General features: G+C 65.5%; 13 protein-coding genes and 1 riboswitch. Of the genes, 7 read left to right on the top strand and 6 right to left on the bottom strand.

The window, feature by feature from the left end; all coding sequences use genetic code 11:
- Positions 1 to 56 precede the first annotated feature (56 nt).
- Both AC0CH3_RS08525 and AC0CH3_RS08520 read left to right on the top strand, forming a co-directional pair.
- Positions 57 to 1,523 carry a S41 family peptidase gene (locus AC0CH3_RS08525; RefSeq protein ID WP_465237770.1) on the top strand — a complete coding sequence of 489 codons (1,467 nt, stop codon included), beginning with the start codon at positions 57 to 59 and terminating at the stop codon, positions 1,521 to 1,523.
- Between the two features lie 353 nt (positions 1,524 to 1,876).
- Positions 1,877 to 4,123 carry a S9 family peptidase gene (locus AC0CH3_RS08520; protein ID WP_354300271.1) on the top strand — a complete coding sequence of 749 codons (2,247 nt, stop codon included), beginning with the start codon at positions 1,877 to 1,879 and terminating at the stop codon, positions 4,121 to 4,123.
- A 19-nt stretch (positions 4,124 to 4,142) separates the two neighbouring features.
- Here the strand turns inward: AC0CH3_RS08520 and AC0CH3_RS08515 are convergent, their stop codons facing one another.
- The 3 genes from AC0CH3_RS08515 to AC0CH3_RS08505 form a co-directional block, all read right to left on the bottom strand.
- Positions 4,143 to 4,913, bottom strand: a complete 771-nt coding sequence (locus AC0CH3_RS08515; protein WP_354300270.1) for an SDR family oxidoreductase — start codon at positions 4,911 to 4,913, stop codon at positions 4,143 to 4,145.
- A gap of 210 nt (positions 4,914 to 5,123) precedes the next feature.
- Positions 5,124 to 7,214 carry a TonB-dependent receptor gene (locus AC0CH3_RS08510; protein ID WP_354300268.1) on the bottom strand — a complete coding sequence of 697 codons (2,091 nt, stop codon included), beginning with the start codon at positions 7,212 to 7,214 and terminating at the stop codon, positions 5,124 to 5,126.
- Between the two features lie 248 nt (positions 7,215 to 7,462).
- A riboswitch (cobalamin riboswitch) is annotated at positions 7,463 to 7,701 on the bottom strand.
- A 123-nt stretch (positions 7,702 to 7,824) separates the two neighbouring features.
- Positions 7,825 to 8,454, bottom strand: a complete 630-nt coding sequence (locus tag AC0CH3_RS08505) for a TetR/AcrR family transcriptional regulator (protein ID WP_354300266.1) — start codon at positions 8,452 to 8,454, stop codon at positions 7,825 to 7,827.
- Between the two features lie 76 nt (positions 8,455 to 8,530).
- Between AC0CH3_RS08505 and bdcA the strand changes: the two genes are divergently transcribed.
- A complete protein-coding gene (gene bdcA, locus AC0CH3_RS08500) occupies positions 8,531 to 9,244 on the top strand; it encodes an SDR family oxidoreductase (protein WP_465237769.1) in 714 nt (237 codons plus the stop codon).
- 94 nt (positions 9,245 to 9,338) lie between these two features.
- On the opposite strand, the gene AC0CH3_RS08495 is transcribed toward bdcA, so the two are convergent.
- Positions 9,339 to 9,599 (bottom strand): hypothetical protein, encoded by a 261-nt coding sequence (locus tag AC0CH3_RS08495; protein ID WP_354300263.1) that lies wholly within the window; start codon positions 9,597 to 9,599, stop codon positions 9,339 to 9,341.
- Here AC0CH3_RS08495 and AC0CH3_RS08490 point away from each other — a divergent pair.
- Positions 9,598 to 9,741 carry a zinc-binding dehydrogenase gene (locus tag AC0CH3_RS08490; RefSeq protein ID WP_354300261.1) on the top strand — a complete coding sequence of 48 codons (144 nt, stop codon included), beginning with the start codon at positions 9,598 to 9,600 and terminating at the stop codon, positions 9,739 to 9,741. The genes AC0CH3_RS08495 and AC0CH3_RS08490 overlap by 2 nt on opposite strands.
- A gap of 133 nt (positions 9,742 to 9,874) precedes the next feature.
- Here the strand turns inward: AC0CH3_RS08490 and AC0CH3_RS08485 are convergent, their stop codons facing one another.
- Positions 9,875 to 10,654, bottom strand: a complete 780-nt coding sequence (locus tag AC0CH3_RS08485) for a class I SAM-dependent methyltransferase (RefSeq protein ID WP_354300259.1) — start codon at positions 10,652 to 10,654, stop codon at positions 9,875 to 9,877.
- An 86-nt stretch (positions 10,655 to 10,740) separates the two neighbouring features.
- Here AC0CH3_RS08485 and AC0CH3_RS08480 point away from each other — a divergent pair, with 86 nt between their 5' ends.
- A complete protein-coding gene (locus tag AC0CH3_RS08480) occupies positions 10,741 to 11,172 on the top strand; it encodes an Rrf2 family transcriptional regulator (RefSeq protein WP_354300256.1) in 432 nt (143 codons plus the stop codon).
- Positions 11,173 to 11,315: 143 nt separating this feature from the next.
- Here the strand turns inward: AC0CH3_RS08480 and AC0CH3_RS08475 are convergent, their stop codons facing one another.
- Complete coding sequence (locus AC0CH3_RS08475) at positions 11,316 to 12,008, bottom strand: GntR family transcriptional regulator (RefSeq protein WP_354300254.1); 693 nt, start codon at positions 12,006 to 12,008, stop codon at positions 11,316 to 11,318.
- Positions 12,009 to 12,107: 99 nt separating this feature from the next.
- Between AC0CH3_RS08475 and AC0CH3_RS08470 the strand changes: the two genes are divergently transcribed.
- Both AC0CH3_RS08470 and AC0CH3_RS08465 read left to right on the top strand, forming a co-directional pair.
- Complete coding sequence (locus AC0CH3_RS08470; RefSeq protein ID WP_333993778.1) at positions 12,108 to 12,710, top strand: amino acid synthesis family protein; 603 nt, start codon at positions 12,108 to 12,110, stop codon at positions 12,708 to 12,710.
- On the top strand, positions 12,710 to 13,534 hold the full coding sequence (locus AC0CH3_RS08465) for an alpha/beta fold hydrolase (protein ID WP_354300253.1): 825 nt from the start codon (positions 12,710 to 12,712) through the stop codon (positions 13,532 to 13,534). Before AC0CH3_RS08470 ends, AC0CH3_RS08465 begins: the two co-directional genes overlap by 1 nt.
- Position 13,535 lies beyond the last annotated feature (1 nt).

The raw sequence follows: 13,535 nt of genomic DNA, 5'->3' as shown, positions 1-13,535 counted from the left end.
CGACGCGTACGCGCTCGGCCATGCTTGAAGGGGGTATCCATAACGTCGGAGCTGACATGACCGCATCGCCACCGTCTCGCCGCGCCGTCCTCGGCGGACTCGGAGTCACCTTTGCCGCCTCGCCACTGCTCGCGCGGACTTCCTCCGGTCCGACGCTCCTCCGCGCCGCGGCGATGCGTGCGGACATCGCGTTGCTGAGGAAGGCATATGCCGCGCTCCACCCCGGTCTCCACCGTTACAACACGCCGCGCGAGATCGACGCCCGTTTCGATGCGCTGGACCGGGCGGTGGCCGTCCCGATGACGCTACGGGCGTTCTACCTCACGCTGTCGCGCTTCCTCGCGACCGTGCGCTGCGGCCATAGCTATGCCAATTTCTACAATCAGCGCCGCGCGGTCGCCGCCGCGTTATTCGAAGCGCCCGACCGGTTGCCGCTCGAATTTCTCTGGATCGGCGACACGATGGTCGTCACGGCCGATCCATTCGCCACGGGGATCGCGCCGGGCAGCCGCATCCTGGCGGTCAATGGCCGATCCGCGGCCGCCATTCTCGCCGCGCTCATGCCGCTCGCGCGTGCGGACGGGCACAACGATGCCAAGCGTCGCCGGCTTCTCTCGGTGCAGGGCGACGACCGCTACGAGACCTTCGACATCTTCTTCTCGATGCTGTTCGTGCAGGACCGCTACCGGCTGACGGTGGAGGACCCTGGCGGACGGCGACGTGCCGCGATCGTTGCCGGCGTCTCGCTGGCGCAGCGCCGCGCCACCGCGCACGCTGGCGTCGATGCACGCAGTGACACGCCGGTCTGGACGATCGAGCGGCGTGGCGATGCCGCGCTGCTGTCGATGCCGAACTGGGGGCTCTACGACAGCAAGTGGGACTGGCGCGGCTGGCTCGACGAGGCGGTCGACCAGCTGGTCGCAGAGCGCGTGCCGCGACTGGTCGTCGATCTGCGCGCGAACGAGGGGGGGCTCGACTGTGGCAACGCGCTCGCCGAGCGGCTGGTGTTACGCGAGACGCCGTTCGAGGAGGTCCAGCGGCTCATCCGCTACCGCACCGTGCCCGACGACCTGCGGCCTGCACTCGACACGTGGGACCGCAGTTTCGACCATCTGGGGGAGAATGCGACGAGGATCGACGACCGATTCCTGCGGCTCGATGCGCCCGGCGACCGGGTCGACCCGATCAGACCGCGGGGCAGGCGCTATGCGGGCGACGTGCGCGTTCTGATCGGGCCGCAGAACAGCTCGGCGACGTTCCAGTTCGCCGATTTCGTCCGCCGCAACCGTCTCGCAACGCTGATCGGCGAGACGACCGGCGGCAACCGGCGCGGGATCAATGGTGGCTGCTTCTATTTCGTGCGTCTGCCCGAGACCGGGCTCGAAGCCGACCTGCCGCTGATCGGCCGGTTCCCGACGACACCGCAACCCGACCAAGGTGTCACGCCGGACATAGCAGTCCCGATCACGCGGGCTGACATCGCGACGGGCACGGATAGCCAGTTGGGCCGCGCGCTGGCGTGACGAATGGCGGCGGCGCAGAGCGCTTGCGTTCGAGACGAGCGAGCTACCGGACGGGGAATGTCTAGGCGTGAATGGTCGGCGCGTCATCTGATGCTGCGCGTGCTCGACTAGCGCTATTGTGATCGCCGCCGCGGGTCTGCATGATAGCCATGCCCAGTCCTAGTGGGACCGAAATGCGCAGGGTGAGCGGAGGGACGACGACCCCTCGTTTCGTTGCGTGGCTCGTCAGTTCCTAACCTTCAGAAAGCTCCCTGATGCGGTTGATCGCCTGCTTGCTTTTGGCTTCCACGATTGCCGGGACGGCGGCCGCGCAGCAGCGACCGGCTGTGACCGCCGCCGACTATGATCGCGCCATGCACCAATTGGGCCCGTACACGTCGCCGCTGGTCGACCACGCGGTGCGGACCGCGCACTGGATAGATGCGCGGCACTTCTGGTATGCGGACACCAGCCACGGCGTGCCGACGATCATGCTGGGCGATGCGGCGAAGGGCACCAAGGCCCCGGCCTTCGAGACGGCGGCGCTGCTGGCATCGCTCAATGCGGCTGGACTGAAGGAGCAGGACGCGAAGAAGCTGTTCGTCGAGCGACTGGAGCCGGATTTCGCGGCGAACACCGCGATCGTGAGCGTTGGTGGCGAGCGATATTCCTGCGCGCTGGCGCAGCCCTACAAGTGCACGAAGATGGCTGGCCCGCAGGCCAAGCAGGTCGCAGCCGCCCCGGCGCAGCGCAGCCGGGCGTCATCGGTCGCCTCCCCGGACGGCAAGCGTGCGGTATTCCTGCGCGACTGGAATTTGTGGGTACGCGACGTCGACACCGGCGCGGAGCGGCAGCTGACGACCGATGGCGTCAAGGATTTCGGCTACGCAACGGACAATGCCGGCTGGAAACATTCGGATCAGGCGATCGTGATCTGGTCACCCGACTCGAAGAAGGTCGCGACCTTCCAGCAGGATCAGCGCGCGGTGGCCGACTTTACGACGACGACGACGCAGGTCGGCCACTCCCGCACCGATACGTGGAAATACCCGTTCGTCGGTGACAAGGAGATCATCCATATCCAGCGCGTCATCGTCGATGTCGGCGATGGTACTGTGGTCCGTCTGAAGATGTCGCCCGATCCGCACCGGTCGTCATTGTGCGACGACGTGGTGTGCGGCGAGGGTCCGCAGGACATGCAATGGGCCAAGGACGGCCGGACGCTCGCATTCGTGTCGACCTCGCGCGACCACAAGGTGGAGACGATGCGCATCGCCGATGCGGCCACGGGCACGGTGCGCGACGTGTTCACCGAGACCGTGCCGACCTGGTTCGACAGCGGCTACAATGACGAGGGGATCAACTGGCGCTATCTGTCCGAGCGCGGCGAGATCCTGTGGTGGTCCCAGCGCGACGACTGGGGTCATTACTATCTGTACAACGCACGCACCGGCAAGCTGGTGCGGCAGGTGACGCAAGGCCGCTGGAACGTCGACCACCCGGTCTATATCGACGAGCGCAGCGGAAAGATGCTGATCGCCGGTATCGGGCGTGAGTCCGGCGTCGATCCCTATTATCGCAGCATTTACGCGATCGATCTGAAGGGCGGCAAACCGAGGCTGCTGACGCCCGAGCGGCAGGACCATATCGCGGTGCCGTCGAGCGATGGACGCTACTTCGTGGATATCTACTCGACCCCGCAGGAGCCGCAGACCGCGGTCTTGCGGCGTGCGGATGGCGCTGTTGTCACGGATCTGGCGAAGGGCGACGTGACCCGGTTGCGCGCGGCGGGCTGGCAGGCACCGGAGAACATCGCCGTCCGGTGCGCCGACGGCAAGACGCTGTGTCACGGGCTGCTCTTCAAGCCGGCAGGGCTCGATCCGCGGCAGAAATATCCGGTCATCGACTATATCTATCCGGGGCCGTTCACGGGGACGATTTCCTCCCGGCAGTTCGCGCCGTCGATGGGCGACGCGGGTGCGTTGGCGCAGCTCGGCTTCGCCGTGGTGGAGATCGACGCGCTGGGTACGCCGCGCCGCTCGAAGGCGTTTCAGGACTTCTATTATCGCGACATGGGCAAGCAGGCCGTCCCTGATCAGGTCACCGGGATCAAGGACCTGGCGTCGCGGAATGCATGGATGGACACCGATCGCGTGGGCATCTGGGGGCATTCAGGCGGCGGCAACGCGACCGCGGCCGCGATGTTTCGCTATCCCGAGTTCTTCAAGGTCGGGATCGCCGAGAGCGGCAACCACGACAACCGGAACTATGAGGACGATTATTACGAGAAGTATCTCGGCTTGCTGGAGAGTAACGGAAAGACGACGAATTACGACCTGCAGGCCAATCAGGACTTCGCCCAGAACCTCACGGGCAAGCTGATGCTGGCACATGGTATCCTGGACGATAACGTCCCGGTGTCATCGACGTTGCTGGTGGTCGACGCACTCCAGAAGGCGAACAAGGACTTCGATCTGGTGCTGTTCCCCCGCGCACGGCACGGCTATGGCGACCAATCCTATTACATGATGCGGCGGCGATGGGACTATTTCGTCGAAAACCTGATGGGCGCAGAACCGCCAAAGGCGTTCAAGATCGTCGCGCCCGGTGGTTCGAAATAAGGGCGCGACAACAACGGCGTCAGGCTCCCCCTCCGGCGAGTAGACCACCGTCGATGGTCACCTCCGTCCCGGTGACGTAGGTGGCTTCATCGGAAGCCAGCATGACCGCAATCGCCGCGACTTCGTCGGGCATTCCGAACCGCTTGAGCGGCGTATCTTCGACAAGCGTCTGCATCCTGGCGCCCCGATCAGGACCGCTGCCCAGCATCGGTTCCCAGATCGGCGTGAGGATGGCGCCCGGGTGGATCGAGTTGCAGCGTATCTTCCAGCCCTGTTGCGCGCAGTAGAGCGCAACCGTCTTGCTGTGGTTACGGATCGCCGCCTTGGACGAGGCATAGGCCGCAGCACCGGGAACGCCCACCAGACCCGAGCGGGACGACATGTTGATGATCGATCCTGCGCCCGCCGCCTTCATCGCGCGGATGGCGTAGCGGCAGCCGAGGAACGTCCCGTCGAGGTTGATCCGGTGAACCTCGCGCCAGTCCGCGAGGCTGGCGTGTTCGGGGTCGTGGGGCGCCATGCCGGCTTCGAACCCCGTCACGCCGGCGTTGTTGACCACCACGTCGACCACGGGAACGATGCCGGCCAGTCGCGACCACGCGGCTTCCTCGCTCACATCGAGCGGTACGAACGAGCATCCTATTTCAGCCGCAGTCGCTGCACCTGCCGCTTCGTCCCTTTCGGTGAGGATGACGACAGCCCCTTCGTCATGGAACCGGGCAGCGATCGCGCGGCCGATGCCACGGGCAGCGCCGGTGACGACGCACGTCTTGTTCTTCATTCTTTGCATGATGTTCTCGAAAACAGAGTCCGGTCGGCGGATTGCTCCGCTGGCGTATGCCTTGCCGCTTTAGCGGTGACGCTGGATCATTTCGAAAGACTCCCGAGGATTTGGCGATGCTACGTCAACCGCTTAACGGCCGCAATTCCGAAAACACGATCTGTGTTCTTGAAAGGCGGCAGTGTCGCCATTTTGCCAGACGCCGGCCGCCTGCGGGCGTCAGAAGCCGGCACGAAGCGAGACGTCGACCGCGCGGGGACGGCCAAGAACCCATTGCTGGTTATTGTACGTGCTGAGCGCATAGTCCCGGTCAAACAAATTGTAGCCGTGGATATCGACCGCGAGGTGCGGCGTCACCGCATAGGAAAGCGTGGCATCGACAATGGTGTAGCTGGGAACGCGGAAGCTGTTGGCGTTATCCGAATAGCGGCGCCCGACATAGCGCAGTCCGGCGCGCGCCTGAAGCGCGCGCGTTGCGTTCCAGCGTAGCCACACGTTGGCGAGGGTCTCGGGCACGTCCGGCGGGGTGTTGCCGTCGAAGCGCGTGCCGCCGGAGACGAAGTCGTCGAACGTCGCGTCGAGTACGCTGCCGTTCGCATCGATGCCCACACCGTAAGGCAGATCGAGCGACACTGCTGCCTCGATACCCTTGGCCGATCGCTGGCCGACCTGCTCGACCGGGCTCGTCGGGGTCAGCTGCGCCAGCAGGCGCTTCTTGACGATGCGGTAGGCGGCGAGCGTCGCGGTGCCATGCCCGTCGAGGAACACTGCCTTGGCGCCGACCTCGACCTGGTCGCCAACCGCGTTGCTGAACTGCACCTGCCCGGTCGAATAGGTCGTCAGCGTCCCCAGCGGGTCCACGCCGGTGGCATATTGCGCATAGAGCGACACTGTCGGGATCGGCTGATAGACGCTCCCGACCCGCCAGGTCATGTTATGCAGCCGCTTGTCGAGCACGAACGTCTCGGTGCTTGCGCCGCCTGGATCATCGATCGACCAGCGGCGGATCGTGTCACGCTCGTAGCGGACGCCGCCAACGATCGAGACGTGCGTGCCGAGCTTCAGCCGGTCCTCGGCAAAGACCGCATATTCGGTGGTGCGCGTGCGATAGCGCGGCGCGATGCCCTGTGTGTCGACGATCAGACCGGGATCGAACGCGAAGGGATCGACCTCCGAGACCTGCGGATCAGCCCCGAAATTGTGTGAGTAGGTCAGTTTGATGAGGTTGACGTCGAAGCCCACGACAAGGTCGTTGCGGACGCCATCGGCGACGTCCGTCCTGAGCGTCACGCTGCCCTGATCGCCCCATTGCGTCTGGTCGTGGACGATCCCGGTCATGTCGGTCCGCAGGATGCGGCCGGGTGTGCCGGCGTTGCCGCTGCCGTTGGAACAGACGCTGTCGTCGGCGATCCAGCAATAGCTTTCGATGTTGAGCCAGGAGCGTTTGGAGGTGAGGCGATAGGCCTGGTTGCTGACGGTGACCGCATCGCTTGGCGTCCAGTCGACCTGCAGGCTGGTGCGGTTGTCGCGGTAGCGAATAAAGCCGTCGCGTGTGTTGTAGTTTCGCTCCCGGATGCGGTCATCGAGCCGTCCGTCGATCAGCGGCGTACCGAAATAGCGCATCGGCTTCTGGTCGCCATAATCGTCTCGCGCGGTAACGATGAACGTGTCGGTCGGTGCCCAGCGCAGCGTCCCCGAGACGGCATGGCTGCGCGACTGGCCGCGATCGACATAGCCGTTGGAGCGGCGATAGCTGCCGTCGATACGATAGGAGAGGCGGTCGGTGATCGGCCCGCCTGCGCCCGCCGCGACATGGAAGCTGTCCTGCGAGCCGTAGCCGATCTCGCCCTCCACGTGCGTCCGCTGCGTATCGGGTTTGCGCATCAGGACATTCACCGCGCCGCCCAGCGCGCCTTGGCCGTAGAGCACCGAGGCCGGACCACTCAGGATGTCGATCCGTTCGACCATCCACGGATCGGTCGGAAAGGTGATCGTGCCGGCAGCCGGGAACAGCCTGATGCCGTCGATGAGCTGGAGCACGGATCCTTGGCCGCTGAAGCCCCGTGCGGCGAGCGCGGTGCCACCGTTGCCGGGGTTGCCGGCGTTGCTGATGCCCGGCGCACGGCTTGTCGCGTCGATCACCGACAGGTCGCCGCGTGCGCGGATCGTGGTGCCATCGATGACCGAGATCGTCGCGGGGGTCTCGAGCGGCGTGAGGCCTAGGCGGCTGCCGGTCGCGTTTGGCGTGGTGAGCGTGTCGCGGGCATGCTGGCCGACAACTAGGATGTCTTCATTGTCGGAGGCAGGCATAGACTGCGCATTGAGCGGTGCTGCGAAAACAGGTGACAGCAAAGCGCCCGCGAACGCGAGGCGCGAAGACAAAAACGGCATTACGGTAATCCCCGGGCGTCGAGCGAACCCGGCAGGGACCTCCCGCGAACGGCCGACATCCGCGCCAGCCGGACGCCATCGCGACCGGCACGCATGCCCGTGCGGTCCCCACCGCACACGTCGTCGCTCGACGGAGTACCGTGCCGCGGCCACCCCCTGGGCCAGGCAAGAGCGACCAGACGCCGGCAGGTCTCCTGGCTCACGGGTCATCACACGATGCACGGCCTTCCCAGGCCTTTAGGACGTAACGTCCGGCCCAGTGGCTGCCCCTTCCCGTGAGGGAAGAAGCGATATGCATCGCGCTCGCCGCTTACAGTTGCAGGGACAGCCTCGGCTTCGGGCGGCGAACCACCCTTACCGCGTTCCCTATTAAGCCCCTCTCGGGGCACCGACGCGATCATGCCGACCGTCTCCAGCGGAGCAGGTCAGCGGGGACGATGTATCCTGACAAAGACGATCCGGCAATCGGTCGCAGCCATCGCCGCAAAGGTCGGGAAGCGGGGACACGCGCGCGAATGACCAATGGAGATCACGAGTGGTACGAATCCGAGTGCTCGCGGATCGTCGCGTCCGGCAGAGCCTGTGCGAGCGCCAGTCCCGCAAGACGCGCCGTCGCGAGAAGTCGATCCAGCCCGTGCCCGTTGCGCGCTTTGGCGGAGAGACCGGACATGGTCGTGCTGACGAAATCCGTCAGACGCCCGGCATTTTCCGGATGGCGGGTGGCGATGTACGCGTGAATAGTCGCTTCGGCCGCGTTGCTGACATCGCAGGCGGCCTTGCGCGCGTCGCGATCGTTCGAGCGGGTACCCTCGACCACCATGCAGCCGCTCGCATTCGGGTCGGCCGCGTAATGGCGGGCGGCCTCCTCCAGAACCGCTGCGAGACAAGCGGCGACAGGCCGGTCGTCCCGCAGAAGCTGTGCAAGTGGGATCGCGCCGGTCGCGGCATACTGGTCCAGCACGCGCGCATAGAGACCGGCCTTGCTGCCGAAGGCGGCGTAAAAGCTGGGCGGATTGATCCCCAGCGCCGTCGTGACGTCCGAGACGCTGACCGCGTCATAGCCATGCGCATGGAAAAGCTGCCGCGCGGTGGCGATCGCGTCTTCGGGATCGAAGCGCCTTGGGCGACCGCGCGTACGGACTTTGTTATCTGTAGTCATTATTACAGAATACCTTGACGTGACCATTCGGATTTATATGTAATGATTCCTACATAAAAGCTCAAGGATACGCGCCATGACGTCGTTTCAACGAAAATCGGTCCTCGTGCTCGGCGGGAGTCGCGGGATCGGCGCGGCGATCGTCCGGCGTTTCACCTCGGACGGTGCGTCCGTGGTTTTCACCTATGCGGGATCGCAGGCGGCGGCCGAGCAGCTTGCGACCGAGACCGGAAGTACCGCGGTTCAGACCGATAGCGCCGATCGCGACGCGGTCATCGCACGCGTACGCGACAGTGGGCCACTCGACATTCTGGTCGTGAACTCCGGGTTCGCGATCCTTGGCGATGCGCTCGAACAGGACCCGGACGCGATCGACCGGCTGTTCCGGGTGAACGTTCATGCACCATATCATGCGTCGGTCGAGGCGGCCCGCCAGATGCCCGAGGGTGGGCGGATCATCGTGATCGGCTCGGTCAATGGTGACCGGATGCCCGTGCCCGGCATGGCGTCGTACGCGGTGAGCAAGTCGGCGCTGCAAGGATTGGCGCGGGGGCTCGCACGCGACTTCGGACCGCGCGGCATCACGATCAATATCGTTCAGCCCGGGCCGATCGACACCGATGCCAACCCAGAGGACGGTCCGACGAAGGACCTCATGCACAGCTTCATGGCGATCAAGCGTCACGGACGGCCCGAGGAAGTCGCAGGAATGGTCGCGTGGCTCGCAGGCCCCGAGGCGGGCTTCGTCACCGGCGCAATGCATACGATCGACGGCGCGTTCGGCGCCTGAACCGGATGACGGCGGTGGCGCGGGCAAGCTCGGGGGTATCAACGCTCGCGCTGCAACCGTCCGGGGGAATGGTCGGGCGCAGGACAGAACGCTGTCAATCGATGCAATTTGCCAGTCCGGTGCGACGCATATCCCACGCCGCCATCGCGTGAGCGATACCGGCTCGCAGCGTCTCGGCCGGAACGCCGTCCCGCGCCTGGATCGAGACGCCCAGCACGAGCCCGTCGTACAGCGCCGTAAGCCCCGCGACGTCCGTGGCGGGTGCGAGATTCCCGGTGCTGACCCCGGCGGCGATGCACCGCTCTGCAACGCCTGCCGGGTAACCTCGCGTTCTGATGCCAATGGCAGCCGCCATGTTCGTCGACCTGCTCGACGCGATGGTGGCGAACCGGATGACGACCGTCGTCGACCGGATTGTCGCCTTTGACGATGCACCCGACGCGGTCCGCTATTTCGCGGCGGGGAATCATCTCGGCAAGGTGATGATCGCGTTCTGATCCGGTACGTGTGCCGTATTCGATACCTCGCCACCAGGTCATTGTCGGCGCTTCCGACGTGCGCGGTCTCAAGGCTGCGGGTGGATGACGGCGTCGGACCCGCCTGTACCGGTAAAGCTTGAGCCGCTGGCCATCAGCGGCGAGCCACCGCCACCAACGCGGTCGAGGGGATCGGCAGGGTCGCGCGGCCCGCGGCCATTTGCCGCACCTCGCCGATGACCGCGGCTTTCTGCGCATCGCTCAGACTGGTCCAGTCGGGTGACATGCCGAAGAGCGTGTCCGGCTCCGCAAGAGCCGCGATGTCGAGCAGGTAGTCATGCGTGACATGCTCCATCCGGGGATCGTGATATCCGGCGGCGATCAGTTCACGCGCAAGATCGGCCGGATCGCTGAGCGCCTGTACCGCCTTGGGCATCGTCATGCCTGTGAGGTCGGGGAACAGCGTGCGGCGGATCTGGCCCAGCAAAAGGAACGTCGCCGCGCCTCGATCCTGCCAGGTGGCGATCACGCCGTTTCCGCCTTTGCGCGTCACCCGCGCCATCTCGGCGAGGCCCTTGCGCCAGTCCGGAAACATGATGACGCCGAAGATGGAGAAGACGGCGTCGAAGCTGCCATCCTCGAGCGCCAGTGCTTGTCCGTCCATGACGCGCGCCTCGACGTTAGGCAGGTTTGCCGCGGTGATGCGCGCGACCATCCCGGGCGAGAAGTCCGTTGCCAGCACCTGTGCCCCCGTCCGCGCCGCGGCCAGCGCGAGCGCACCCGTGCCCGCCGCGACATCGAGGACGCGGCTGTCGGGGGTCAGGCGGACGCGCGCCAGCGCCGCCTCGGCATAGAGCGACGTGAAGGGATGGGCGGTCCTTTCATACTGTTGCGCCGTGGTATCCCAATGGTCGGGGTTCTCGAACTCAGGCATCGTTGCGCTCCGCGAATCATGCAACATCGTAAGTATCGTGAGTCGGAATGCTTGCCAATCCCGCGCGGCGTGCGAAGGATCGTGGGGTGCGTACCGACAGCCGCCTCTCGCGAATGCTCCATGTGCTGCTCCACCTGGCACGGCATGATGGTCCGATGACGTCCGAGGCGATCGCGCGCATGCTGCGTACCAACCCGGTCGTGGTCCGCCGCACGATGGCGGGCCTCCGCGACGCGGGCTATGTGCGGTCGGAAAAGGGGCATGGCGGCGGGTGGGCGATCGCGGCCGATCTGGAAGCGGTGTCGCTGCTCGATGTTCACCGCGCGGTCGGGGGGCCGCGTCTCTTCGCGATCGGCAACGAACATCCGGACGCCGCCTGCGCGGTCGAGAAGGTCGTCAATGCGGCAGTGGAAGATGCATTGCGCGAGGCAGAAGCCCTGCTCGTCGCGCGCCTTGGCGCGGTCAGCCTTGCCGAACTGGCGCGCAGTTTCGCGCCGCATTGCGCGCCGGTATCATAACGCGGCCTTTGCGATCACAGGCGTTTCTACGCCTTTCGGCCCTTCACGCTCGCCTGCGAGGCCTTCGTACGCCGAACCAGTCCCGGTCTTGGAGCCGCCCACATCGCAGGCGAGGGGGCTCCAAGCGCATGGGTCTCAGATCGTCAGCCCGATGTCTTGGCTTCCCTCAGTCTGTCGCAGGCGATCTTGGCAGCTTCACGCACATGCTTCTGGCACGCCGCAGCAGCCCCCGAGGCATCCTGTCGTTCGATGAGATCGACCATTCCGGCCAGTCGCTTGAGGCCAGCGGATTGCCGCCCGACGACGGACAGCGTCATCGCGCGGAGCTGACTGATCCGGCTGTTCAGGCGCTGGACGATTTCCCACGCGATGACGTGCCCGCCGGTCTGGAAGATGATCTCGTAGAAGCAGGTCGTGGCGCGTAACGCGCCGATCGCGCTTTGCTGTGCATGCGCGTCCGCGATCGCCGCCAGCGCCGACCTGAGCGCCGCCACGGTGGCCTCGGTAGCCACGCGAGCGCATGCCGCAACCGCGGAGGACTCAAGCTGGATGCGGATGTCGTAGATCTGTTCGGCCTGGTCGATCGTGATGATGCCGAGGCGGGGGCCCGACGGTGTTCCTTCGACGAGACCCTCGGATTCCAGATTGCGAATGACTTCGCGGATCACCGACCGGCTCACGCCCAACCGCTCGGCGAGGTTGCGCTCCACAAGGCGTTCGCCCGGGCTTATCCGCCCTTCCAGAATGGCATCGCGAACGCGGTCCAGCGCGATCAGGCGCAGCGTCTGTGGCCGGGCTTCGATCCGGTCCAGGATATTGACGTCGTCATTCGGCATCGGCGGTGTCCCCTCGACCACCTTCTTAAATGAACAATTGCCATTGTCCATTCCCATGGTATACCAACAGACACCATACAGGCAGGAGGATTGCTAGACATGGCATTCAGCATTCGCAAGATCGTCTCGTACGTCGAAGAGGTGCGCATCGAAGGCGGCAAGCAGGCCGGGACTCCGGTCACGACCGTCATGGTAGCCGCTGTCGTGCAGAATCCCTGGGCCGGGCGCGGCTTTGTCGAGGATCTCCAGCCCGAAATCCGCGCTCATGCGTCCGATCTCGGTGCGTTGATCGTCGAGCGTCTGGTCGCTGCGATCGGTGGGGCGGACCGGATTGAAGCCTATGGCAAGGCGGCGGTCGTCGGCGCGGGCGGTGAGATCGAGCATGCCTCGGCGCTGATCCACACGCTGCGCTTCGGCAACCACTATCGCGACGCGGTGCAGGCAAAGTCCTATCTGAGCTTCACCAACAAGCGTGGTGGGCTGGGAACGTCGATCCAGGTGCCGATGATGCACAAGGACGACGAGGGCCAGCGGTCGCACTACATCACCGGCGAGTTCTCGATCTCGGATGCGCCGCTCCCCGATGAGATCGTCATCGTTCTCGGCGCGGCGGATGGCGGCCGCGTCCATCCGCGCATCGGGAACCGGTACCGGGACCTCGAAGACATCGCAGCCGAAAAGGCCGCGCGGCAGCCGTCGTGATGACGGCCGTCCTCGACACGGTGAACCCGCCATTGGCCTATGACGATAGCGGCGGTCCGGGACCTGCGGTGGTTCTCATCCACGGGGTCGGGCTGTCGCGCGACATGTGGGCGGCGCAGGTGCCCGTGCTCGAGACGCGCTACCGGGTCATCGCCATCGACATGCTCGGTCATGGTGGCAGCGTGATGCCGCCCGCAGATGCGGGTCTGGACAGCTATGCGGATCATGTCGCCGCGGTGCTCGATCATGCGGGCATCGACAAAGCGGCGCTGATCGGGTTCTCGATGGGGGCACTCGTCGCGCGTGCCGTGGCACTGCGCCACCGCGAACGGGTCGAGGCACTGGTGCTCCTGAACGGCGTGTTCGACCGCGCGCCGGACGTGCGAGACACGATTCTTGCCCGGGTGGCCGATGTCACCGCGGATGGTCCGCGCGCGAACATCGACGGTGCGATCGAGCGGTGGTTCAGTGCGAAGTTCCGACACGAGAACGCGGGTTATCTTGCGGCCCTGCGCGCGAGCTTCATCGCCAATGACCCGGCCGGGTACGCGGTGACCTACCGTCTGTTCGCGACCGAAGATCGCTACGGCGAGGCGGAGTTGTCCGGACTCGACGTGCCGACGCTCGTCGCGACCGGCGAACATGACGTCGGATCGACGCCCGCGATGGCCAGGGCCTTGGCCGCACGCATTCCCGGCGCGGCCTTCCGTATCGTGGATGGCGCCCGGCACATGATGCCCGTCGAAATGGCCGATGCGACCAACGCGCTGCTGATGGACTTCCTCGCCTCGATCGGGCGCCACCACCCCTCCCTCGGAGATTGAA

Source organism: Sphingomonas sp. AC449 (assembly GCF_979253475.1).
The sequence above is the reverse complement of the archived record's forward strand: the minus strand, read 5'-3'. Positions and strand labels throughout refer to the sequence as shown.

What these genes read in the sequence shown, in the direction of transcription:
- AC0CH3_RS08525 (WP_465237770.1), top strand. Translation starts at nt 57, where the DNA reads ATGACCGCATCGCCACCGTCTCGCCGCGCCGTCCTCGGCGGACTCGGA.
- AC0CH3_RS08520 (WP_354300271.1), top strand. Translation starts at nt 1,877, where the DNA reads ATGCACCAATTGGGCCCGTACACGTCGCCGCTGGTCGACCACGCGGTG.
- AC0CH3_RS08515 (WP_354300270.1), bottom strand. Translation starts at nt 4,913, where the DNA reads ATGCAAAGAATGAAGAACAAGACGTGCGTCGTCACCGGCGCTGCCCGT.
- AC0CH3_RS08510 (WP_354300268.1), bottom strand. Translation starts at nt 7,214, where the DNA reads ATGCCTGCCTCCGACAATGAAGACATCCTAGTTGTCGGCCAGCATGCC.
- AC0CH3_RS08505 (WP_354300266.1), bottom strand. Translation starts at nt 8,454, where the DNA reads ATGACTACAGATAACAAAGTCCGTACGCGCGGTCGCCCAAGGCGCTTC.
- bdcA (WP_465237769.1), top strand. Translation starts at nt 8,531, where the DNA reads ATGACGTCGTTTCAACGAAAATCGGTCCTCGTGCTCGGCGGGAGTCGC.
- AC0CH3_RS08490 (WP_354300261.1), top strand. Translation starts at nt 9,598, where the DNA reads ATGTTCGTCGACCTGCTCGACGCGATGGTGGCGAACCGGATGACGACC.
- AC0CH3_RS08495 (WP_354300263.1), bottom strand. Translation starts at nt 9,599, where the DNA reads ATGGCGGCTGCCATTGGCATCAGAACGCGAGGTTACCCGGCAGGCGTT.
- AC0CH3_RS08485 (WP_354300259.1), bottom strand. Translation starts at nt 10,654, where the DNA reads ATGCCTGAGTTCGAGAACCCCGACCATTGGGATACCACGGCGCAACAG.
- AC0CH3_RS08475 (WP_354300254.1), bottom strand. Translation starts at nt 12,008, where the DNA reads ATGCCGAATGACGACGTCAATATCCTGGACCGGATCGAAGCCCGGCCA.
- AC0CH3_RS08470 (WP_333993778.1), top strand. Translation starts at nt 12,108, where the DNA reads ATGGCATTCAGCATTCGCAAGATCGTCTCGTACGTCGAAGAGGTGCGC.
- AC0CH3_RS08465 (WP_354300253.1), top strand. Translation starts at nt 12,710, where the DNA reads ATGACGGCCGTCCTCGACACGGTGAACCCGCCATTGGCCTATGACGAT.